The 21,383-nt window shown below is 66.4% G+C and carries 19 protein-coding genes; 10 read left to right on the forward strand and 9 right to left on the reverse strand.

The window, feature by feature from the left end:
- Positions 1 to 519: 519 nt before the first annotated feature.
- From FCU40_RS02495 to FCU40_RS02510, 4 genes are all read left to right on the forward strand, one after another.
- Positions 520 to 1,194 carry a bifunctional 4-hydroxy-2-oxoglutarate aldolase/2-dehydro-3-deoxy-phosphogluconate aldolase gene (locus FCU40_RS02495; RefSeq protein WP_168072669.1) on the forward strand — a complete coding sequence of 225 codons (675 nt, stop codon included), beginning with the start codon at positions 520 to 522 and terminating at the stop codon, positions 1,192 to 1,194.
- Positions 1,195 to 1,202: 8 nt separating this feature from the next.
- Positions 1,203 to 2,309, forward strand: coding sequence for a sugar kinase (locus FCU40_RS02500; RefSeq protein WP_004616829.1), 1,107 nt, complete (start codon positions 1,203 to 1,205; stop codon positions 2,307 to 2,309).
- A 164-nt stretch (positions 2,310 to 2,473) separates the two neighbouring features.
- On the forward strand, positions 2,474 to 3,199 hold the full coding sequence (locus FCU40_RS02505; RefSeq protein ID WP_168072671.1) for a hypothetical protein: 726 nt from the start codon (positions 2,474 to 2,476) through the stop codon (positions 3,197 to 3,199).
- 234 nt (positions 3,200 to 3,433) lie between these two features.
- Positions 3,434 to 4,798, forward strand: coding sequence for a cation:proton antiporter (locus tag FCU40_RS02510; RefSeq protein WP_168072672.1), 1,365 nt, complete (start codon positions 3,434 to 3,436; stop codon positions 4,796 to 4,798).
- Here FCU40_RS02510 and FCU40_RS02515 read toward each other — a convergent pair.
- The 3 genes from FCU40_RS02515 to FCU40_RS02525 form a co-directional block, all read right to left on the reverse strand.
- Positions 4,707 to 5,315 carry an RpiB/LacA/LacB family sugar-phosphate isomerase gene (locus FCU40_RS02515; protein ID WP_206677290.1) on the reverse strand — a complete coding sequence of 203 codons (609 nt, stop codon included), beginning with the start codon at positions 5,313 to 5,315 and terminating at the stop codon, positions 4,707 to 4,709. The two genes, FCU40_RS02510 and FCU40_RS02515, sit on opposite strands and share 92 nt — an antisense overlap.
- 187 nt (positions 5,316 to 5,502) lie before the next feature.
- Entirely contained in the window at positions 5,503 to 6,807 is a 1,305-nt protein-coding gene (locus tag FCU40_RS02520) for an MFS transporter (protein WP_035016998.1), read from the reverse strand.
- A gap of 63 nt (positions 6,808 to 6,870) precedes the next feature.
- Positions 6,871 to 7,692 (reverse strand): fumarylacetoacetate hydrolase family protein, encoded by an 822-nt coding sequence (locus FCU40_RS02525; protein WP_168072673.1) that lies wholly within the window; start codon positions 7,690 to 7,692, stop codon positions 6,871 to 6,873.
- Between the two features lie 228 nt (positions 7,693 to 7,920).
- On the opposite strand from FCU40_RS02525, the gene FCU40_RS02530 reads away from it, so the two are divergent.
- The gene (locus tag FCU40_RS02530) at positions 7,921 to 8,289 is read left to right on the forward strand and encodes a BlaI/MecI/CopY family transcriptional regulator (RefSeq protein WP_168072674.1); all 369 of its coding nucleotides are present in this window, start codon (positions 7,921 to 7,923) and stop codon (positions 8,287 to 8,289) included.
- Between the two features lie 20 nt (positions 8,290 to 8,309).
- On the opposite strand, the gene otsA is transcribed toward FCU40_RS02530, so the two are convergent.
- From otsA to FCU40_RS02550, 4 genes are all read right to left on the reverse strand, one after another.
- Entirely contained in the window at positions 8,310 to 9,803 is a 1,494-nt protein-coding gene (otsA, locus tag FCU40_RS02535; RefSeq protein WP_168072675.1) for an alpha,alpha-trehalose-phosphate synthase (UDP-forming), read from the reverse strand.
- Positions 9,800 to 10,585 (reverse strand): trehalose-phosphatase, encoded by a 786-nt coding sequence (otsB, locus tag FCU40_RS02540; RefSeq protein ID WP_168072676.1) that lies wholly within the window; start codon positions 10,583 to 10,585, stop codon positions 9,800 to 9,802. Before otsB ends, otsA begins: the two co-directional genes overlap by 4 nt.
- A gap of 119 nt (positions 10,586 to 10,704) precedes the next feature.
- Positions 10,705 to 13,593 carry a TonB-dependent receptor gene (locus FCU40_RS02545; RefSeq protein WP_241693532.1) on the reverse strand — a complete coding sequence of 963 codons (2,889 nt, stop codon included), beginning with the start codon at positions 13,591 to 13,593 and terminating at the stop codon, positions 10,705 to 10,707.
- A gap of 145 nt (positions 13,594 to 13,738) precedes the next feature.
- Positions 13,739 to 15,547 (reverse strand): glycoside hydrolase family 15 protein, encoded by a 1,809-nt coding sequence (locus FCU40_RS02550; RefSeq protein ID WP_168072678.1) that lies wholly within the window; start codon positions 15,545 to 15,547, stop codon positions 13,739 to 13,741.
- 206 nt (positions 15,548 to 15,753) lie between these two features.
- Between FCU40_RS02550 and FCU40_RS02555 the strand changes: the two genes are divergently transcribed.
- Genes FCU40_RS02555 through FCU40_RS02565 form a run of 3 tightly spaced genes read left to right on the forward strand, consistent with a single transcriptional unit; the run spans position 15,754 to position 18,355 of the window.
- A complete protein-coding gene (locus tag FCU40_RS02555) occupies positions 15,754 to 17,298 on the forward strand; it encodes a L,D-transpeptidase family protein (RefSeq protein WP_168072679.1) in 1,545 nt (514 codons plus the stop codon).
- A gap of 59 nt (positions 17,299 to 17,357) precedes the next feature.
- Positions 17,358 to 17,996 carry a DUF882 domain-containing protein gene (locus FCU40_RS02560; RefSeq protein WP_168072680.1) on the forward strand — a complete coding sequence of 213 codons (639 nt, stop codon included), beginning with the start codon at positions 17,358 to 17,360 and terminating at the stop codon, positions 17,994 to 17,996.
- A gap of 17 nt (positions 17,997 to 18,013) precedes the next feature.
- On the forward strand, positions 18,014 to 18,355 hold the full coding sequence (locus FCU40_RS02565) for a hypothetical protein (RefSeq protein ID WP_004616816.1): 342 nt from the start codon (positions 18,014 to 18,016) through the stop codon (positions 18,353 to 18,355).
- Here FCU40_RS02565 and FCU40_RS02570 read toward each other — a convergent pair whose 3' ends face one another.
- Positions 18,356 to 18,928 (reverse strand): DUF4337 domain-containing protein, encoded by a 573-nt coding sequence (locus FCU40_RS02570; protein ID WP_168072682.1) that lies wholly within the window; start codon positions 18,926 to 18,928, stop codon positions 18,356 to 18,358.
- Positions 18,929 to 19,054: 126 nt separating this feature from the next.
- Between FCU40_RS02570 and FCU40_RS02575 the strand changes: the two genes are divergently transcribed.
- The gene (locus tag FCU40_RS02575; protein WP_168072684.1) at positions 19,055 to 19,423 is read left to right on the forward strand and encodes a GFA family protein; all 369 of its coding nucleotides are present in this window, start codon (positions 19,055 to 19,057) and stop codon (positions 19,421 to 19,423) included.
- A 12-nt stretch (positions 19,424 to 19,435) separates the two neighbouring features.
- Here FCU40_RS02575 and FCU40_RS02580 read toward each other — a convergent pair whose 3' ends face one another.
- A complete protein-coding gene (locus FCU40_RS02580) occupies positions 19,436 to 19,783 on the reverse strand; it encodes an arsenate reductase family protein (protein WP_241693533.1) in 348 nt (115 codons plus the stop codon).
- 176 nt (positions 19,784 to 19,959) lie between these two features.
- On the opposite strand from FCU40_RS02580, the gene FCU40_RS02585 reads away from it, so the two are divergent.
- Positions 19,960 to 21,246 (forward strand): Nramp family divalent metal transporter, encoded by a 1,287-nt coding sequence (locus FCU40_RS02585; protein WP_168072687.1) that lies wholly within the window; start codon positions 19,960 to 19,962, stop codon positions 21,244 to 21,246.
- Positions 21,247 to 21,383: the final 137 nt, after the last annotated feature.

A 21,383-nucleotide genomic window follows, 5' to 3' on the forward strand; every position in this document is an offset into this window, starting at 1 on the left:
GGCGATCCCCGTTCTTCGGGCTGTCGTAAACATTCGCGTTTTCAAGTCGTTGACATTATCGAGGACCGACTTTTCTCCCCGCTTGCGCTCATCGTCGGTTTCTGTTTATCTGCGAATGACACCGGTGGCTAAGTGGCCTGGCCAATTCCTCCGAGGTCATACGTTTCGGTCCGGCGTTTGGGTTGGTCCGTCTCGTTCGCGGCTCTTTGAGCTCGCTCCTGCGCAAACTTAACGGGGCGTCGGCGTGATCCGACGCCCTCGTTTTTGCGCTTCGAGCGGGGCGGGCGTCGTCTGAGAGGCTATGGGGAAGGAAGCACGGGAGAGACACGGCGTTCCGGCTCGTCGAGCCTATCGAGCGCGCCAGCGATCCAAAATTGACGTTGCGGCAGCCCCGGATGTGGCGCTCATACGCGACGCGGTCTAAGGGATCGCACTCAGCCAGTTCCGGCGAAATCTTGCCCGCGCGGCGACCCAGGAAAGTCTTCCGCGCAAGATCGATCCTTCGGGAAGGAGTTTACGATGGTGAAAGACCGTATGGCGGTGCTGACCGCCCTGATGGAGCAGGGCGTGATCCCGGTTTTCTATCACCCCGACGTCGAGGTCTGTAAAAACGTGATCCAGGCCTGCGCCGACGGCGGCGCGCCCTGCATCGAGTTCACCAACCGCGGCGATTTCGCCAGCCATGTTTTCTACGAAGTCACCAAGTACTTCGATAAGGCCGATCCGCGCGTGATCATGGGCGTGGGCTCGATCGTCGACGCCCCGACCGCCGGCATCTATATCGCCAATGGCGCCAAGTTCGTCGTCGGCCCGATCCTAAACGCCGACGTCGCCAAGGTCTGCAACCGCCGCAAGATCCCGTATTCGCCGGGCTGTGGCTCGGCCTCGGAGATCTCCTACGCCGAAGAGCTGGGCTGCGAGATCGTCAAGGTGTTCCCGGGTTCGTCGGTCGGCGGTCCCGACTTCGTCAAGGCGGTGCTGGGCCCGATGCCCTGGACCCGCATCATGCCGACGGGCGGCGTCGATCCGGACGAGGCCTCGGTCAAGAAGTGGTTCGGCGCGGGCATCGTCGCCGCCGGCATGGGCTCCAAGCTCATCACGCAGGAGCTGTTGGACGCCAAGGACTACGCGGGCATCTCCAAGAAGGTCCGCGAGACGGTAGACCTGATCAAGAAGGTTCGTGGGAAGGCCTAGAGACACCAATGACCGACAATATCCTCAACATTCGCCCGGCTTCGGAAACGAAGTGGGATTGCGCCAGCTTCGGCGAGGTGATGCTGCGCTTCGATCCGGGCTTCGGCCGGGTTCGCAACGCGCGTCAGTTTCAGGTCTGGGAAGGCGGCGGCGAATACAACGTCGCCCGCGCTTTCCGGAAGTGCTGGGGCAAGCGCTCGACCGCGGTCACCGCCCTGCCGGTGAACGACCTGGGCTGGCTTGTCGAGGATCTGATGATGCAGGGCGGGGTCGACACCTCGCACATCATCTGGCGCGAGTTCGACGGCCTGGGCCGTAACACGCGCGTCGGTCTGAACTTCACCGAAAAGGGCTTCGGCGTCCGTCCGGCGCTCGGCTGCAGCGACCGGGGCCACTCGGCCGCCTCGCAGATCCGTCCCGGCGAAGTGAACTGGGAAAAGCTGTTCGGCGAGGAAGGCGTGCGCTGGTTCCACACCGGCGGCATCTTCGCGGCCCTGGCCAGCAACACGGCCGAGGCGGTTATCGAGGCCGTGGAGGTCGCCCGCAAGTACGGCACCGTGATCTCCTACGACCTGAACTACCGCGCCAGCCTGTGGAAGTCGCAGGGCGGCAAGGAAGGCGCCCAGAAGGTCAACCGTCACATCGCCCAGTATGTCGACGTGATGATCGGCAACGAAGAAGACTTCACCGCCTGCCTGGGCTTCGAAGTCGAAGGCCTGGACGAGCACATCTCGTCGATCGACCCGGCCAACTTCAAGAAGATGATCCAGACGGCGGTGAAGGAGTTCCCCAACTTCAAGGTCGCCGCGACCACACTGCGCAACGCTAAGACCGCCTCGGTCAACGACTGGTCGGCGATCCTGTACGCCGGCGGCGAGTTCTACGCCTCGATGATGCGCGAGAACCTTGAGATCTATGACCGTGTCGGCGGCGGCGATGGCTTCGCCTCGGGCCTGGCGTTCGGCTTCATGGAAGGCAAGGGTCCGCAGGCCGCCGTCGAGTATGGCGCGGCCCACGGCGCCCTGGCCATGACCACGCCGGGAGACACCTCGATGGTGCGCCAGGCGGAGGTTGAGGCCGTGATGAAGGGCAAGGGCGCGCGGGTCATCCGCTAAGCCCTCCGTCTCTCGGATAAGAACGAGCCCCCGGTCGAAAGATCGGGGGCTTTTTCTTGAGCGGCCGCGGCTCGTCCTCAATCCGCCACGATCGCGCGCATCGGGAACGACGGAGCCGTTTCCCGGGTTGATTGGCCGCAAGTTCAATCGCGCGAGGGCTGGAGATGAGGTCGCGATCTTTCCAAGGGACAGGTTCGTCGGTCGCCCGATGCGGCGCGGCGGTGCTAGCCCTGTGCCTGGGCATGGCGGCGGCCGAGGCGAGGGCGGGCCAGCAAAGCAAGGTTCCCCAGACCTCGGACCAGGCCAGCAGCGACAGCCTGGGTTCGGCCATGGTCTCGCCGCTGCGCGATATCAACGTCGTGCGCTCGCAAATTCCGGACCTGTTGAAGAAGGCCGCGACCGATCCCTATGCGCCGCCGTCGCCGGGATGCGAGCCCTTGCAGGCCGAGATCGACCAACTCGACGCGGTGCTGGGCGAGGACTACGACGAGCCCAAGGACAAGAAGCGCGATGAGGGCGGTCTATCCAAGCCGGTGCTGGGCGCGGTGGCCAGCGTGGTCTCCGATGTAATTCCGATGCGCGGCTGGGTGCGGCGATTGACCGGCGCCGAGGCGCACGACGAGCAGGTCCGTCAGGCGATCAAGGCGGGCATGGTGCGGCGCGGCTATCTGAAGGGCCTCTACAACGCCGGGACCTGTAAGGGAAACCGCCTGATCTATGTCGCCGCCAAGCCCGCGCCCTCGCCGCCGCTGATCTCCGCGGAACCGGCGCCGGTCCAAGTCGCGGCGGCGAAGGCCGAGATCGCGCCGACCGCCGCAGCCGCGCCCTCGTCGGCGGGCTCGCCTTTCAGCATGACGATCCGCGTCGCGACGACGGCGGGCGTTCCCTAAGCGCATGGGCATCGCTTGAACGCCATCGCGGCGGCGTCTCGCACCAAATTGACAAGGCTGTCTTTTGGGTGTGTTACTACCGAGCGTCGTTATGACGTTGGAAATTTTTCCAATAAAAACAACTGTATGAAGCTCGCGGCAGGAATGCCCGCGCCCGATAGCGCCGTGGCCCAGTCCTTTGCGCGACCCGAGGCTGGCGGAAAGGCGATCCGATCGCGTTAGGGGACTTGCACGGTGTCGGACTTGATCGCGCGCACGATCGCCACGGCGGCGGACATTCTGAGCGCGCACGGACCCGCGGCCGCTGGCGCGCCGCACGGCTTCACACCCGGCGACTTCTCGGTTCATTTTTTCCTTCAGTTGGCGGTTATCGTCCTGACGTGCCGCGTGGTGGGTTGGCTGGGCCAGAAGCTGCTGCGTCAGCCCCAGGTGGTCGGGGAGATGATCGCCGGCGTGGTGCTGGGACCGTCGCTGCTGGGGCTGCTGTTCCCCGGCTTTCAAGCCGCGCTTTTCCCCAAGGAGACGAAGAACGTCCTCTATGTCGGCGCCCAACTGGGCGTGGGCCTTTACATGTTCATGGTCGGCGCGACGTTTGACGCCGGGCACTTCAAGGCCAAGGCCAAGAGCGCGATGAGCGTGTCGTTCGCCGGCATTGTCGCGCCGTTCCTGATCGCGACCCTGATCACGCCGTTCCTGCTCAAGGTCCCGGGTCTGTTCGCGGTCGGCATCAGCCGGGCCAACGCCACGCTGTTCATGGGCGCCTGCATCGCCCTGACGGCCTTTCCGATGCTGGCGCGGATCATCAACGAGCGGGGTCTGGCCAAGACCTCGCTCGGCACGCTGTCCCTGACCGCCGGCGCGTTTGACGACGCGGTGTCCTGGTGCGTGCTGGCGCTGGTGCTGGCGACGTTCGGCGGCGGTCCTGGCGTCGCGGTCCTGGCCATCGGCGGCGGCTTGGCCTGGGCGGCCTTCGTCACCTTGCTGGGACCTCGGATCCTGGCGCCGTTGGGGCGCATGGTCGAACGCGAAGGGCATATGACCAGCCACGTGCTGGCCCTGGTCATCCTGGCCTTCTGCGTCTCGGCCTTCCTGATGGACGCCGTCGGCATCCACGCCATTTTCGGTGGATTCATCCTGGGCGTGGTCATGCCGCGCGGCCTGCTGGTCGAGGAACTGAAGAAGAAGGTCGAGCCGATCGCGGTGGTGCTGCTGCTGCCGATGTTCTTCACCTATTCGGGGCTGAACACCCGCATGGACATGGTCAATTCGCCCCAGTTGCTGCTGATCGCCCTGGGCGTGCTGGCGGCCTCGGTCCTGGCCAAGTGGGGCGCTTGCTACGTCGCCGCTCGCCTGACGGGCGAGAACCATTCGACCGCCATGGGCATCGGCGCGCTGATGAACTCGCGCGGCCTGATGGAGCTGATCATCATCAATATCGGTCTGCAGAAGGGCGTGATCGGCCTGACGCTGTTCTCGATGCTGGTGCTGATGGCGATCGTGACCACGGTCATGGCCAGCCCGCTGTTCGAGGTGGTCTATGGCCGCAAAGCCCGCGCGGCCGGGGAACTGGGCGCGGCGGCGGAAGGCGCGACCGCTTAGGGGCGCTTCGTCGCTCGATCCGTTCCGACAGCTTGCGGCAAAGGGTCTTGAGCGCGGAAATATCCAGCTTGGCTAGGCGCTCGCGACGCTCGGCGTATCGGTCGCCTTCGGCGGCGGTATTCAGGAACGTCGCCAGGATGCGCTCGGCCGTTCCCGGGGGCGTGAGATCGGCTCCGAGCACCAGCATGTTGGCGTCGCCGTGCTGTCGAGCCGAAAGGGTTTCGTCTGGCGTATGAAGTAGGGTGGCCCGGATGAACGGAAAGCGGTTGGCCGTGATCGCCATCATCTGCCCGCTGCCGCAGATCCCGATCGCGAAGTCGCAACGACCGGCCTGGATCTCGGCCGCCAGCGCGACCGCGTAGTCCATCGCGTCGACGCGTTCAGCGCTCTGGTTGGTTCCGTGGTCCGTCACCGTGTAGCCATTGGCGGCGAGCCAGGTTTTCAAGTGCGTCTTCAAGTCCGCCCCGCGATGGTCGGCGGCGATCGCGATGGGTTTATCGGTCAGTTTGCGGATCATATCCGGCAATGTCGCCCAAGTTTGATAGAGGCGTCATAGCAGGGTTTATCGGAGTGTCGCCTGGCTGCTTGCGACCGGGCGTCGTGATCGGGCGTTGACGATAGATCAGGGCGTCCGACTTCTGGCGGGGATGCGAGCGCTGATGGCCGAACGGTTGGATCTTTAGATCCAACCGTCCAGACGCCGGTCAGCCCTTGCCGAATTCCACCGGTTCCATCTTCGGCGACAGCAGGTGGACGACCAGCAGCGCGACCAGATACGCCGAGCCGGCGACCAGGAAGATCGGCGCATAGGTGCCGATGCCATCCAGCACCTTGCCGATATATTTGGAGAAGGCCATGCCGCCGAACGCGCCCAGCATGCCGCCGATGCCGACGACCGATCCGACCGCGCCGCGTGGGAAGACGTCCGAGGGGAGGGTGTAGAGGTTGGCCGAGAAGCCCTGGTGAGCGGCGGTCGCGACGCCGATGATCAGCACGGCAAGCCACACATTGCTGGCGTTGGCGGCGAACATCACCGGCACGGCGAGGAGGGCGCAGACCAGCATGGTCAGCTTGCGGGCCTTGTTGATGCTGGCCCCGTTCTTCATCAGCGTGGAGGACATCCAGCCGCCGGCCACCGAGCCGACGTCGCTCATGAGGTAGATGGCGATCAGCGGCGGTCCGAAGGTCTTGAGGTCCAGGTGATAGGTCTTGCCCAGGAAGTCGGGCAGCCAGAACAGGAACATCCACCAGATCGGGTCGATCAGGAACTTGCCGAGAGCGAAGGCCCAGGTTTCCTTCTTGGTCAGCAGCTTGGCCCAGCCGATCTTCTCGACGGGGTCGGCGGGGTCCTGCTCGATATAGGCCAGTTCGGCGGCCGACAGGCGCTTCTGCTCGCGCGGGCGGCGATAGACCAGCAGCCAGATGGGCAGCCAGATCAGGCCGGCGACGCCCGTGACGATGAAGGCCATCTGCCACCCGAAGGCCAGCACGACGCCCGGAACGACCAGCGGCGTGACGATGGCGCCGATATTGGTGCCGGCGTTGAACAGGCCGGTGGCGTAGGCGCGCTCCTTCTTGGGGAACCACTCGGCCACGGCCTTGATGCCGCCCGGGAAGCCGCCGGCCTCGCCGATGCCCAACCCCATGCGGGCGACCATGAAGCCGGTGAAGCCGCGCGCGCCGGCGTGGGCGATGTGGGCGACTTGCCAGATCAGGAAGGCGACGCCGAAGCCCCAGCGAGCCCCGATCTTGTCCATCACCTTGCCCCAGCCGAGATAGGCCACGGCATAGGCCAGCTGGAAGTAGAAGACGAGGTCGGCATAATGGGTTTCGTCCCAGCCGAACTCCTTGGAAAGATTGGCCTTCAGCAGGCCGATCGTCTGACGATCCACATAGTTGATGACCATCGCCGCGAACAGCAGCGTGACGATCACCCACCGATAGCGCCCGATCTTTTCGGAGGGCGCGGGCGGCTTGATAGCGTCCATGGACCGATCTTCCTTCCCAATGTCAGGAGCGCGGCGGCCGCCGGACTTGCTGCCCGTGTTCGGTCGTCGCGCCCGCGTCTCGTTCTAGTTCGCCGGAACGGCGACGCAGTCCACGCTGCCGAAGGGGCCGAAGCTCACGTGGGCCACGTCACCGGCGACCACGTCGTGGATGCCCGTGGTCGCGCCGGTAGTGACGATCATGCCCTTCTTCAACGGCCTGCCGCGCGCCGCGACGGTTCCCAGCAGGAACGCCAGGGCCGCCAGGGGCGAGCCCGGAATGGTCGCGGCGGTGGCCACGCCGACCGACTGGCCGTTGATGAAGGTCTCGACCGGCATATCTTCCCAGGCGATGTCGCGCCAGTTCAAAATGGCCTGACCAATGATCTGACCATCGTTATTGCCAAAGTCAGACATGACCACGGTCGGACCCAGGGCGTTGATCGTGGCCAGCGGGCTTCCGGCGATCTCGACGCCGACCAATAGCTCGCCCACATAGTCGGCGGCCTCCTCGGCGGTCCATTGAGTCTTGTCAGCCGGGGCGTCCTTGCCGACGCGGACGATGAATTCGGCCTCGACGGCGCAGAAGCCGCCGGCGATGGCGCGGAACGCGTTCGGCTCGCCGCTCTTGGCGCCCTGGACCTTGGACTTGAAGATGCAGCCCGCCAGACGGTCGACGCCCAGGCGTTCGCGGTGCTGCGGCGGCACGAGGCCAACCTTCCAGCCAACCAGTTCGTCGGGCCAAAGACCGATGGCGATGTCCTGAACGGCATAACCTTCCGCGACCGTCGCGGGAATCACGCCGCCCGGATAGCCGGGGACGCTGACGCCATCCTGGCGGGCCTTGACGAATTGGGGAGCGATGACCGCGGGGGCGAAAACCTCGCTGTCGGCCTCAGAAACGGTCACGCCGCGGTTCCTCCCTCGAATAAGGCGCACATCCCCGCTTGGCGGGTTTGTGATGTCTCTAGTGGAAACCGGTGTCATTGACAATGACGGCCTAAGACGACGGTCGCCGCCGCGGCCCGTCGCGCCGGACGGCGATTTCGGTGACGCCCTCGGCCCCGCGACCGTCCCGCGTGCTTGACACGCGTGGCGGCGCGCCTATCGTCGGCGAGAATTACGGATGTAAGCGTCATGCACATCACCGCCGCCGAAGCCCATGTCATGGAAGCGCTGTGGCGCCGCGCGCCGCTATCGGCCGACGAGCTGGTCGCCGAGGTCGGCGCGTCGCAGCAATGGGGCGAGGCCACCGTCAAGACCTTGATCAATCGGCTTCTGAAGAAAAAGGCGATCAAGTCCGAACGCGCGGACGGCAAGCACGGCTATCGCCCGCTGATCGACCGCAGCGCCTATGTTTTGTCAGAGAGCCAAGGCCTTCTGGACCGCCTGTTCGAAGGTCAGCTCGCGCCTCTGATCAGCCACTTCGCCCAGCACCGTCCGCTGAAGGCCGAGGAAGTGGCCAAGCTGAAGAAGCTGATCGAGGGTATGGAAGAAGGGCGCTAGTCCGGGGACTGCCCGACGGGCTACCCGCGCATCGCTCGGGCTTCGGCCGCTCGCTCGCGCAGCGCCTTCGCCGCGACATCCAGGCTTCGCACCGGCGTCTTCTCCTGGGGCTCTGGCTTATCCGCGTCCGGTTCCGGATCGGCCCGCAGCGCCGCCACGAAGTCGTCGCGCCAGGCTGTGACGTCCTCGCGGTTGACGTTATCGAAGAGAGCTTCCCAGCGTCGCTTGCGCTCGGCGAGGTCCATCGAAAGCGCCCGCTCCAGAGCGTCGGAGATTTCCTCCGGGCTGTTGGGGTTCACGATGAGGGCCTCTTTCATCTGCCGTGCGGCTCCGGCGAAGCGCGACAGGATCAGGACGCCTGGGTCCTCGGGAGCCTGGGCGGCCACGTACTCCTTGGCCACCAGGTTCATGCCGTCCCGCAAGGGCGTGACCAGGGCCGCCTTGCTGGCGCGATAGACACCCGCCAGCTCGTCGCGCCGGTACGAGCGATTGACATAGCGGATGGGGGTGGAATCCATCTCCGCATAGGCCCCGTTGATCCGTCCGATCAGGCCGTCCAGCCGGGTCCGCAGATCTTGATAGGCCTCGACCTCGTCGCGCGAGAGTGGCGCGATCTGCAAAAGCATCACCTCGCGGCGCAGGTCCGGATGGTCGTGCAGGAACCGCTCGAAGCCGATCAGCCGTTCCTCCAGCCCCTTGGAATAGTCAAGCCGGTCGACGCCGACGACCATCTTGCGAAACACGCTGTGGGCCATCATTCGGTCGTAGACCTTGCGGGCCGTCTCGCCTTGAACGATCTGGGCGAAGTCCTTGGCGTCGACCCCGATCGGAAAGGCTTGAGCCTTCAGTCCGCGGCCGAAGGCCTCGAGCTCGCCGCGCTCGGTCTTGCGGCCCTGCACCTCGGAGAACACGTAGCCCTCGAAGGCCTGTAGCGACTCCTCGGTCTGGAAGCCGATCAGGTCGTAGTCGAACAGGGCCTCCACCAGCGCCCGGTGGCGCGGCAGGGTGACCACCAGTTGGTGCGCCGGCCAGGGGATGTGCAGGAAGAAGCCGATCCGATTGGTTACGCCCATGCGCCGCAGCTCGCGGGCCAGTGGGATCAGGTGATAGTCGTGAACCCAGACGATGTCGTCCGGCTCGATCAACGGCAGCAGAGTCTCGGCGAAGCGCTTGTTGACCCGGTCGTAGCCCTCGCCGAACGAGCGGTCATAGGCGGTCAGGTCGACGCGATAATGGAACAGCGGCCATAGCGTCTTGTTGGCGTAGCCGTTGTAATATTCCTGATAGTCCGTCTCCTCGAGGTCTACCGTGGCGACGGTCACGCCCTCGATCCGCTGCATGTTCAGCTGTCCGGTGAACTCCGGGATGGTCTTGCCGCTCCAGCCGAACCAGATGCCGGAATATTCGCGCAAGGCCGCCGCCAGGGCCATGGCCAGGCCCCCGACGCTGCCTTCGCCGCCCTCGGCCGGGTTCGGCGGGTTCACACGGTTGGATACGACGATCAGCCGGCTCATGCGCTGGCCTCCATCGGGATCCGCAGTCCGTCCAGCCAGCGAAACACGGCCTCGTGGTCGCTGAGCCGGTAACGCGCCGCCGTCGGCCGGGCCGGGCCGACCAGCACGCCAAAGCCGCCCAGACGGTCGGCGGCCGTAAAGCCGTCCTCGTCGGTCAGGTCATCGCCGACAAAGATCGGCGTGGCGTTAGTGAAAGGCGTCTCGCGTAGGAAGGCCCGCACGGCCGCGCCCTTGTCCGCGCCGGGCGTGCGCAACTCGGCGACCATGTCGCCCTGCTGAAGCACCAAGCCGGTGGCCTGGGACAGGCGCTCGGCCGCCTCGTTGACGGCCTCGGCGCAGGCCGGAGCGTTGCGGTAGTGCAGGGCGATGCTTAGGCCCTTGTCCTCGAACAGCAGCCCGCGTTCGCAATCGGCCAGCTCGCCGAGGATGCGCCGAGCCTCTTCCAACCCCGGGTGAGGCTCGCGGTCGACCAACTGTCCGTCGGCGGTGCGGCGCACCAGCCCGTGCACGGCGGCGATCGCGCGCACGCCGCCGCCCAGAATGTGGTCGAGGTCCGGCAGCGACCGACCGCTCACCACGGCGAGGCGCCCGTCCAGCACCGCGATCAGGCGGGCCAGAAGCCGCGCGCGGCGTGGGTCGGGCCCCACGTCGTCCGGGCGCGGCATGATCGGCGCCAGGGTGCCATCGAGATCAAGGAACAGCGCCAGGCGATGCGGCGCGATCAGGGGCGGGGAGGCCGTCGCGACGGTTTCGGAACGCACGGCCGGTTGAGCCACGGTCATGGCGACTTCCCCCTCGGTTGTAAGCAACATGCCGGTGGAAACGCCGAACGGGCCGGTTCGATCCCGAGGGATATCCGCCCAGGCGCATCCGCCGACAGCTCGCGGGGATTTAGGGGGCGCTAGAAGATCAGCTTGCGAACGCTGAACTGCAGCACGCGGCCGCGCGGGTCCAGGTAGTCGGGCTGGTAGGTGATGGGTGTGGCGCCGGTGGCGTCGCGGACGGTCTGGCGCTGATCGAACAGGTTGTTAGCCGCCAGGGTCAGGCGCACGCCCCGCAGGATGGGATGGGTCTGGACCAGTTCGCGCCGAACGCTCAGGTCGGCGAAGAGCCGCAGGTTGATGGTCGCCAGGCTGGAGAAGTCCAGATCGCTGGACGCGCCGCCCAGGGTCCCGCCGCGCACGTGGGTCGCGCTTTGCCAATTGGCCGTGGCGCGAGCGCCAAGGCCGTAGTGGGTGATGCCGACCTGGGCCTCGACTTCGTTGCGCGACTGGCCGCCGCCAGAGCCTAGGACGTCGCCGTTCAGGAGATCGAGGGCCGGGAGGCCGTTGGCGATCCAGACTTTTTCGCGCAGGTGGACGGTGTAGTACAGCGATAGCTGCAGGCGCGTGGCGCGCGGGTTGCCGCCGCCTCGGCCGCCGAAGCCCCCGAAGCCGCCCCGCCCGCCGCCAAAGCCCTGACCGCCTCCGAAATTCCTGTTTCCGCCGTCCGCCTCCGAACGGGGCGCATTGCCGTCGCTTGGCGCGGTCTGGGGTTGCGGATCGCGCGACGCGACCGCGCCGTCCGCTTGCGGGGCGGAGGAGGGGTGATCGCCGCTATTGGCCCCGTTGGCGTCGCCCCCGCTTGGGCCGCCTCGCCGCAGCAGGTCCGCGCCTGGGAAGCCTTGGCCCGGCGGACGCTCGGGGCGCGGCGGCGTCTTGCCGATCTGGTGCGAGAAGTTGAAGCCCCAGCGGAACTGGTCGCTTTCGCGACGCTGGAAATTGACCGGCCGGCTGTCGATGCGCGTCAAGGCTCCGGTCGCGTCGCGAGTGAAGCGGTCCGGGAAGGCCGCCTCGACCGCCGCCGTGGCCGCCGGGAAGCCCGCCACCGGATTGTCGGTTCGGATGCGCGTATAGTTGGCCGTGATCGACAGGCCGTCGATCTGGGTCGGTTTATAGGTCCCGCCCAGCTTCAGGGCGTGGCGCGTTTCGGCTCTCAGACCGGTGTTCCCGCCGCTGACGCGGGTGACATCCACCGTCTGTCCGGTGACGTAGTCAAAGACCCGCGCGTCCGGCGTCGTGACCAGAGGATTGCCCAACTGGGCCAAGCTGGGGGCGTTGTCGGTCTCGGTATAGGAAACCAGGAAGCTCACCGGCTTGACCGGCGACCAGTTCAGGCCGCCGCCCACCGAAGCCAGGGTCCCGAAATCCGACAGCTTGTGCGCGCCCATATGGACGTTCACCGAGAAGTCGCCGAGCGCCGCGCGCACGTTTCGGCGTCGGCTGGTCAGCGGCAGGTCGAAGCTGACTTGGCCGTTGAAGTCGCCACGCGACAGGCTGGTGTCGGTCGAAAGTCCCGAGCGGATCGAGGTCGACTCCTGCCTGGAACCGTCTAGCCCGAGCTTGAAGGTGGTCGACAAGTCGCCGGCCTTGAAATGGGCCAGGGCGCCGTTGGCCACGAACTGCAGATCGCCGGTGTCGCTGGTCGAGCGCGCGCGGTCGGTGGTGACGGGGAGGGTTCCGGTCAGCGGCGCGAACGGGTTGAGGGTCGGGTCGAGCGCCGCCAGGCGGGTCTGGACGCTGGTCAGATCGACGCCGCGATCGGTCTCGGTCTTGTTGACGGCGTGGTCGTAGGTTCCGGTCAGGGACAGGCGCAGGGCCTCGGTCTCCCGATTGAGCGTGAAGCCCAGGTGGCCCGAAAGATTGCGCGAGGTCTGACCCAGCGGGGAAAGCTCGCCCAGATAGCGATAGAGCGCCACGTCCTGGCTGAATGGCGAGAAGGGATCGCCGGCCGGCACGGTCAGCCGCGCTCGCGCCGGACCCAGCAGGGAGTCGTTCTGAGATGCGGTCAGACCCAGGTTCAACGTCGCCGAGACGTTGTCCAGGATGTAGCGGTTATAGACCGTGTTGATCGTGAGCTGGGCGCTTTCCGGCAGCAGGGTGCGGCTGTGGGAAAGGTCGCTGGTGTTGGCTTGGTTGGCGGTCGGCGCGAAAGCCGAGAGCGCCGGTCGACCGCTCGCGGCGGAAGCGGGCGCGCCGGCGACGGTGACGGGCGCGCCGACCAGGGCGCTAAGCGCTGGGTCGATCTCGGCGCCGAGGCGCGGCGCGGCGGGACCGACGTTGCCGACCAGATCATAGAGGCCGGTCTGGCCCATGCTGATCAGATCGCGATCGCTTTCCAGCAATTTGTCGCTGTGCTGCAGCTTGACCGCCACGTTCATGCGACCATCGCGGTTCAGCCGCAGGCGGGAATAGTTGGCCTGTTCGTTCGTCTGACCGCCTTCCGTGGGCCTGCCGACCAAGCCCTCGACGGTCTGGGCGCGGAAGCGCTGGCGCAGCACGATATTGACCACCTTCTGGTCCGCTGAATAGCCGTACTTCAACGCCACTTCTTCCGGCAGGATCTCGACCCGCTGGATGGCCTCGGTCGGAATGTCGCGGATCTCGCCCATGCCCGAGATGCGGCGGCCGTTAAGCAGCAGGATCGGATCCCCGCCAAGGCCGCTGGTGGTCTGGGGCGTCAACTCGGACAACAGGTCTTCTATCGAGCTGACCCCGAACGCGCGGACATCGGCGGCGTTGAAGGTCTCTTCCGGCGGAATGTCGCCGAGCACCGCGCCGTAGGGCTTGCCGGTCGAGGTGATGGTGATGGCGTCGACTTCGTTGTCGAGATCCTCGGGCGTCACGGACTTGGGGGGCGGCTTCTTGGTCGGAGCCTTCGGCGCGGGAGCCGCTGTCGGCGACGGAGCCGGCGCGACGGCCGGCTTGACGTCCTGAGCCTGCGCCTGCGCTTGGGCCGCGACGGGCGCCACGCACCCCAGGAAACCGACAAAAGCCAAACCTCGGCGCACCAACTTTGTCCTCCGACCTTGAAACCCCGCAGTTGAGGGCGGCGTGTGACGTCCGGATTTCAAAGTTTTCCGGCGTCGCAACATCGATTCCCGAACGCGGGGCTGTCTACCGCACGGAGGTCCACGGGCGGCTCAAAAGAACGGCGCAGTTGATCAGGCCCACCAGGGAATAGGTCTGCGGGTAATTGCCCCAGAGCTCTCCATCAGCGAAGCCGATGTCCTCGGAGAGCAGGCCCGCGCCGGTGCGGCGCGACAGCATGTCCTCGAACAGCGCCCGCGCTTCGTCCGAGCGGCCCGACAGGTGCAGGGCCTCGATCAACCAAAAGGTGCAGATATTGAACGCCGTCTGGGGCGAGCCGAAGTCGTCGGGGATGGCATAGCGCAGCAGATAGGCTCCCCGCCGCAGGCCCTCCTCCACGGCCCTGAGCGTGGCGACATTGCGCGGGTCGTCGGCGGTGTGGAAGCGCAGATCCACCAGTTGCAGTAGAGAGGCGTCCAGCTCGTCGCCTTCGAAGGTCGCGGCGAAGCGGCCCAGCTGGTCGTTCCAGGCCCGGTCCTCGATGACCTTGCGAACATGGGCCGCCCTGCCGTTCCAGAACGCGGCCTTGTCCTTCAGCCCCAGCTTTTCGGCCGCGTTGCCCAGCCGGTCGCACGCGGCCCAGCACATGGCGGACGAATAGGTGTGGACATTGGCGCGGCCGCGGAACTCCCAGAGACTGGCGTCGGGTTGGTCATGCAGCTGGAACGCCCGCTCGCCCACGGGCTCCAGCGCCTCGAAGTCCTCGACGGTGGCCGGTCGCAGCAGCCGTTCGTCGAAGAAGGCCTGGACGGTCGACAGGATGATCTGGCCGTAGACGTCGTTCTGGATGTGCTCGAAGGCCTGGTTGCCGACGCGCACGGGTCCCATTCCGCGATAGCCGGGGAGGGCGGGGGCGAAACGTTCCGTCAGCCGCTCCTCGAACCCCACGCCGAACAGCGGCTGGATATGACCGCCGTCGGCCCGGTCGACGATGTTGCGCAGATAGCCCAGGTAGTTTTCCAGGACGTCGACCGCGCCCAGGCGGTTCAGCGCCTGGACCACGTAGTAGGCGTCACGCAGCCAGCAGTAGCGATAATCCCAGTTGCGGCCGCTGTCGGCGTGTTCGGGGATCGAGGTGGTCAGGGCCGCGACGATGGCGCCGGTTTCCTCGTGCATGCAGAGCTTCAGGGTGATGGCCGCGCGGATCACCGCCGTCTGCCATTCCAGCGGCACGGCCAGGCCTCGAACCCAATGCTTCCAATAGCTGTCGGTCTCGCGCAGCATCCGCTCGCAGGTGGGGCCGATCGGCGCGTCGAAGCCTTCATCGGCGCCCAGATACATGGCGATTGGACGCTCCAGACGGAACGTGCGCTCTTCCAGGATGTGCGAGACCGGCGCGTCGGTGGAAAGGCGCAGGGTCATGTCCGAGCACAGATAGCGAATGTGGTTAGAGCCCGAGGTGTGCTCGGCCGCCCGCGCGCCCCAGTCGGCCGTGGGACGCGCGCGTAGGGTGATCCGCGCGACGCCGACCACCGGCCGGATCAGGCGCACGAAGGCCGTCGGGCGAAAGGTTCGGCCGAACTGCTGGTAGCGGGGCGCGAAATCCAGAATCTCGATCCGCGCGCCGTCCTCGTCGGCGATCTCGGTGCGCAGGATCGGCGTGTTGCGGAGATAGCCCTGGCGCACCTCGGCGCGGCGCTCGACCAGCACGTCCCACAGGCCCTGGGCCGTCGGGCCGTCCGGATCCGCGTCGTCCAGCAGGGCGCTGAAGATGGGATCGGAGTCGACGCGCGGCGCGCACGCCCAGACGAAGCGCCCGGCCGTATCGATCAGCGCGCTGACCGCGCAGTTGCCGATCGGAAAGAGGTCCAGCGTCTTCTGGGAAGGTTTGGTCATGGTCACGCCCCGGGCCGTTGCGGGTATTCCCCGTTTTCGGTGAAACCGACGGTGTGGCTTGCGGGTTCCTCTTTCGAGAAAACCGGCGTCGGGAGGGGCGCGAGGCTCGTCTTTCACGCTACTCGCGTTGACGGCGACCGCCCCGACCAGCCATTGAAACCTTAACGCGGCGCGGCCGCGTAACGCGCGGGCGGGCCTGTTCGAGAGTGATGCGAGTGATGAAAACCTTGAGCGCGGCGTCGGCGATCGCGCTCGGCCTCCTGACCGCCGCCTCCGCGCTCGCCCAGTCCCAGCGGCCGCCGCTGGCCGGCGGGCGTCCGCCGCAGCAGCAGCCCCAGAACGCGCCCGTCATTCCGGCCCAACCCAGGAGCTACGCGCCGCCAGTTGACCCTTACCAGGTCTCGCTGCGTTCGGATCAGATCGACACGTTGCTGAGAACGCTGACCGACGCGCCGCTGCATGGCTTCGCGCCGACCGATTTCGCGCCGGATCAGGCGATCGCCTTGCTCTCCTCGCGCGATCCGAACGCGCGCGCCTCGGGCCAAGCCCAACTGATCGCCAAGACCTTGTCCTATGCCCGCGCCGTCCATACGGGGCGGCTGCCGGCCAGCGGTTTCATGAATGAATGGGGCCTGCGCCCCGCCGCCTACGATCCAGCGCCCGAGTTCGTGGCGGCGATCCAGCAGGATCGCCTCGCGGATTGGCTGGCCAACCTGCCGCCGCCCTATACCGGCTATCAGACCCTGCAGAAGGGGCTTGTCACCTATCGCGACATCGCGGCCAAGGGCGGCTGGCTCCCGGTGGCCCCTGGAGCGCCGCTCAAGGAAGGCTCGACGGGCCCTCGCGTCGTGGCCCTGGAGGCGCGCCTGGCCGCCGAGGATCCGACCGTCGCCGTCGATGGCGCGCCCATCTTCGACGCGGCCCTGACCCAGGCGGTGCAGCGCGCTCAAAAACGCTTCGGCCTCAACCCGAACGGCGTGGTGGACAAGAAGACCCTGGACGCGCTGAACACGCCCGTTGAGCGGCGCATCGACCAGATCCAGGCCAATATGGAGCGCTGGCGCTGGCTGCCCCAGACCCTGCCGGCCGACCGGATCCAGGTCAATGTCGCGGCGGCCATCCTGTCGGTGTTCAGCCATGACACCCCGACCCTGACCATGCGCGCGGTCACCGGCCGCCCGGGCGACGAGACGCCGATGCTGTCGTCGATGATCCACTCGATCGTCCTGAACCCGCCATGGAACGTGCCGTCGACCATCGCCGCCAAGGAGCTGTGGCCCAAGGAGCGGGCGCATCCGGGCTATCTGGCTCGAAACGACTTCATCGTCATCCCGACCGGCGATGGCGGTTCGCGCCTGCAGCAGAAGGCTGGGCCCAAGGCGGCGCTGGGGCAGGTGAAGTTCGACTTCAACAACCCCTATGGGGTCTATCTGCACGACACGCCCAGCCGCTCGAAGTTCGACAGCTTCAGCCGCCTGGCCAGCCACGGGTGCGTGCGCTTGCAGAAACCGATCGAATTGGCCAAGGCGCTGATGGCTGGCGACCCGATCTGGACCCCCGAAAAGATCGACGAAACCCTGGCGTCCGGCGAAACCGTGCGCGCGAAGCTGCCTCAGCAGATCGCGGTCTTCCTGCTCTATTGGACGGCCTATGTGACCCCCGATGGGCAGGTCAATTTCCGAGATGATCCTTATGGCTGGGATCGCGAGCTGGTGCAGCGGATTGCCGCACTTCGTCCCGGCTCAGCTTGATCTTCGGGAACTTTTAGGGTGTCCTCCCCGGCGTTTTAGTGTCGGGTCAAGGGCGTACCATGCATCGACGGAAGCTGCTCCAGATGGGGCTCGGCGTGCTCGGCGCCGGTCTCTTGCCAGCCGCGGACGCGCGGGCGGACGACGACATCATCGGCGCGATCCTGGAGGGCAAGCAGCCGAACATCACGCCCCCGCCCTTGGCGCTTTCGCCCCCGCCGCTTGTGGCGGCCAGACCCGCCGTGACCCAGGCCCGTTGGGTCCATCTGCACAATGTCCATACGGGCGAGAAGCTGGAAGCCGCGTATTGGGAGAACGGCGGCTATGTTCCAGACGCGGTTCAGGCCCTGAACAAGGTGTTGCGCGACTATCGCAACGATCAGGTTCACCCGATGAATCCGGGCCTCTACGACATTCTCGACCAGATCCGGGCCAAGACCGAGAGCAAGAGCCCGTTCCAGGTCATTTCCGGCTATCGCTCGCCCGCAACCAACAAGCTGCTGCGCGAGCGCAGCGGCGAGGTCGCCAAGCACAGCTTGCACATGGACGGCAAGGCCATGGACATCTATCTGGAGGATGTCGCGCTGGAGCACATCAGGGCCGCGGCCCTGGATCTCGGACGTGGCGGCGTGGGTTATTATCCAGAGAGCAATTTCGTGCACGTCGACGTCGGTCCGGTCCGGCAATGGAAGGGCACGTAACCAAGGACAGGGACTAGATGAGCGAGCGTCGCGGCAATCCGTTCGGTTGGGTCGTTCTGGGCTTTATCGTCGGCGTGCTGACCACGTTCGGAACCATCCTGTTCCTCAGCGCCGGTGACGGCGGCTATGAGGACGGGCCCTCGGAGACCCGCACGGCGGCGGATGACGCGGCCACGGCGGCCATGTCCGCCAAGTCACCATCCGCCCCCGCCCATAGACTTGAGGCCGCCGCGCCGGTCACGACCACGACGCCGGTTCCTCCCGTTCAGCCCGAGCGACCGGCCGGACAGCCGCAACCGCTGGATCCGCAGGTCGCCGACGACGCGGCCGCCGCCGGCATGACCTCGCGGACGCGCTAACTAGCTCAGCAGCTTGCTGATGAAGTCCGGGTGGATGGCCCAGCCGAAGAAGCCCGACAGGCCCATCAGCACGCCAAGGGCGCCGAACGTCCAGCTGACGTAGAGCACGACCGCGCTTTCGGTCAGGGCCGCGACGGCCGCCGTCGAGACGGCGATCGAGACCAGAGCGTCGCACATGTCGAACTGGTCGTCGTGATAGTTCAAGTCGTCATACAGCTTCTCGAAGCTCTTGGCCTTGGCCGCCAGCAGCGGTCCTTCGGCCTTGTACTTGGCGATCTGGGCCTTCAGCTCGGCGAGGCGCTTGTCGAAGTCGGCGGCATCGCTGGGACGCAGCGCGTTTCGCAGCAGGGTCGCTTCGTCCAGGGACGCTTCGGTGATGTGCAGCTTGGTCCGGGTCGCCTGATACTCGCCCCAGGTGTCGACGGCGTCGGCCTTGGCCTGCTGCATGGCCTGGACGAGGTTGTCGTCCTTGATCTTCATAATGCCCAGAAACACCGACAGCACCACGACGGTGATGGCCACCATGCGGTTCAAGGCCTTGCCCTTGGCCTCGGCCGAGACTTCGATTTCCATCTGACTTTCCCCTTCGACGCGCAGGGACATGATCGGTTCGCGCGCCGGATTCAAGGCGCGTGTTGCTGACAGCCGGCCGGCAGCAGGGGCAGGCCACAATGCTCCCGTCGATCCGGGAGACGCGCATTGATCATAAAGGGCAGTTGTTGCTGCGGGAGCGTCCGCTTCGAGCTGTTCGAGCCGCCGGCTCTGATTGGGACGTGCCACTGCTCGCGCTGCCGCAAGGCTGGATCCAGCACCTACGTCTTCGTGCGGGCCGAGGCGTTTTCCTGGACGGCGGGGCGGGACCTGGTGACGCGCTACCACCCCAGGCCGCCATTCCGCTTCGTGCGGGCCTTCTGCCGTCGCTGCGGATCAGCGCTGGGCGATCCGGGGAATGGACGGGTTTTCGCCATCGCCGCCAACTGTCTCGACGACGACCCCGGGATCCGGACGGGCTTCCACGAATACACGCCGGACAAGCCGCCATGGCGCGAAGGCCCTGATGATCCGTAATCGGATTATAGGTCAGACGACCGTCAACGCCTTCTCGATCGGCCGGGCCAGGACGACGCCCTTGGGGCCGTCGACGATCGGGCGGTTCACCAGGATGGGATGCTCCAGCATGGCGGACAGGATCGCCTCGTCGGAGACATCGGCCTTCAGAAGGCCCAGTTCCTCGGCCGGCGTGCCACGTTCGCGCAGAAGGCCCTTCAGGTCGGTGTCGGAGCGTCGAACCAGGTCCAGCAGCTGTTCGCGGTTCCAGCCGGTCTTCAAGTACTCGACCACCTTGGGCGCGTGGCCCGCGTCGCGCAGGAGCGCCACCACCTTGGTCGAGGTGCTGCATTTGGGGTTGTGATAGACGGTGACGGTCAAGGGACGAACTCCTGGAAACGCCATTGATCTAGAGGCTTGGCCCGGACGCGTCCACGGCGTGGCGGCCAGGGCGCGGCCTCGGCCGACCATGCCCCGTAGCGTTTCGAGGAACGTCCGAGGGCCTCCGCGTGTTGCTCCGTCACGTCTTCCAACGCCGGAACCGAGCGGAGTCGTTCATGGTCTCTCTACGTCGCCGCATCCGGTCGATCGCCCTATTCGAGCAACTGGGTCCGGGCCTTGTCACCGGGGCGGCGGACGATGATCCCAGCGGCATCGCCACCTATTCGCAGACCGGCGCGAAGTTCGGCTACGGACTGCTCTGGACCCTGATCCTGACCTATCCGCTGATGAGCGCGATCCAGCTGGTCAGCGCTCGGATCGGCCGGGTGACCGGTAAGGGGCTGGCGCAAAACATGGGCGCGGTGATCCCGCGTGGCGCCGTCACCGGCCTCGTCATCCTGCTGTTCGTCGCCAACACCATCAATATCGGCGCGGACCTGGCGGCGATGGGCGCGTCGGCGGAACTGCTGGCGGGACGGGGCGCGCATCTGTTCACGATCGCGTTCGCGGTGATCTCCCTGCTGTTGCAGATGTTCGTTCCCTATAAGAAGTACGTCCGCATCCTGAAATGGCTGACCCTGGTGCTGCTGGCCTATGTGGCGGTGGTCCTGGTGGTGAAGCTGGACTGGGCCGCCGTCGGTCGGGGCCTGGTCCTTCCCGACCCGGCGATGCTGAAGTCCAAGGACGCGCTTACCACGGTGGTCGCGGTCTTCGGCACCACGATCAGCCCCTATCTCTTCTTCTGGCAGACCGCCCAGGAGGTCGAGGAGGTCGAGCACGACGACGCGGCCAAGCCGCTGAAGGAAGCTCCGCACCAGGCGCGGCCGCAACTGCGACGCCTGCGGTTCGACACCTTCTTCGGCATGGCGGTCTCGAACCTGATCGCCTTGGCCATCATGATCGCCACGGCCGCCACCCTGCACGCGAGCGGTCATCGCGAGATTGGCACGGCCGCGGACGCCGCCAAGGCCCTTGAGCCGGCGGCGGGCAAGTTCGCCTTCCTCCTCTTCGCCTTGGGGATTATCGGCACCGGCCTGTTGTCGGTGCCCGTGCTGGCCGGCTCGGCGGCCTACGCGGTGGGCGAGACGCGCGGGTGGACCTGCGGCCTGGACAACAAGCCCTGGGAAGCCGTCGGATTCTACGCCGTGATCGGCGCGGCGACGTTGTTGGGCGTCGGCATCGATTTGCTGCGCATCGATCCGATCCAGGCGTTGTTCTGGAGCGCGGTGATCAATGGCGTCATCGCCGTGCCGATGATGGTTGTGATGATGGTGGTCGTCTCCCGACGGGATCAGATGGGCCGGTTCATCGCCGGTCCCGCCTTGAAGAGCTTCGGCTGGCTGGCCACGGCCGTCATGGCCGCCGCGACCCTGGCCATGTTCGCGGCCATGGCCACGGGGTGAGCGCGCCGTCCTCGACCGTCGAGCGTCACAAAACATACGCGGGAAGGCCTTAACAGCGAAGCGCCGTGGCGCGGCCTTGACGTCCAGGTCCGGGCGCGGAACTTGTCGGGGAAGGCCTAAGGGCAACCCGCGCACCG

This window comes from Caulobacter sp. SSI4214 (assembly GCF_012184455.1).
GTDB classification, from domain to species: Bacteria; Pseudomonadota; Alphaproteobacteria; order Caulobacterales; family Caulobacteraceae; genus Caulobacter; species Caulobacter vibrioides_E.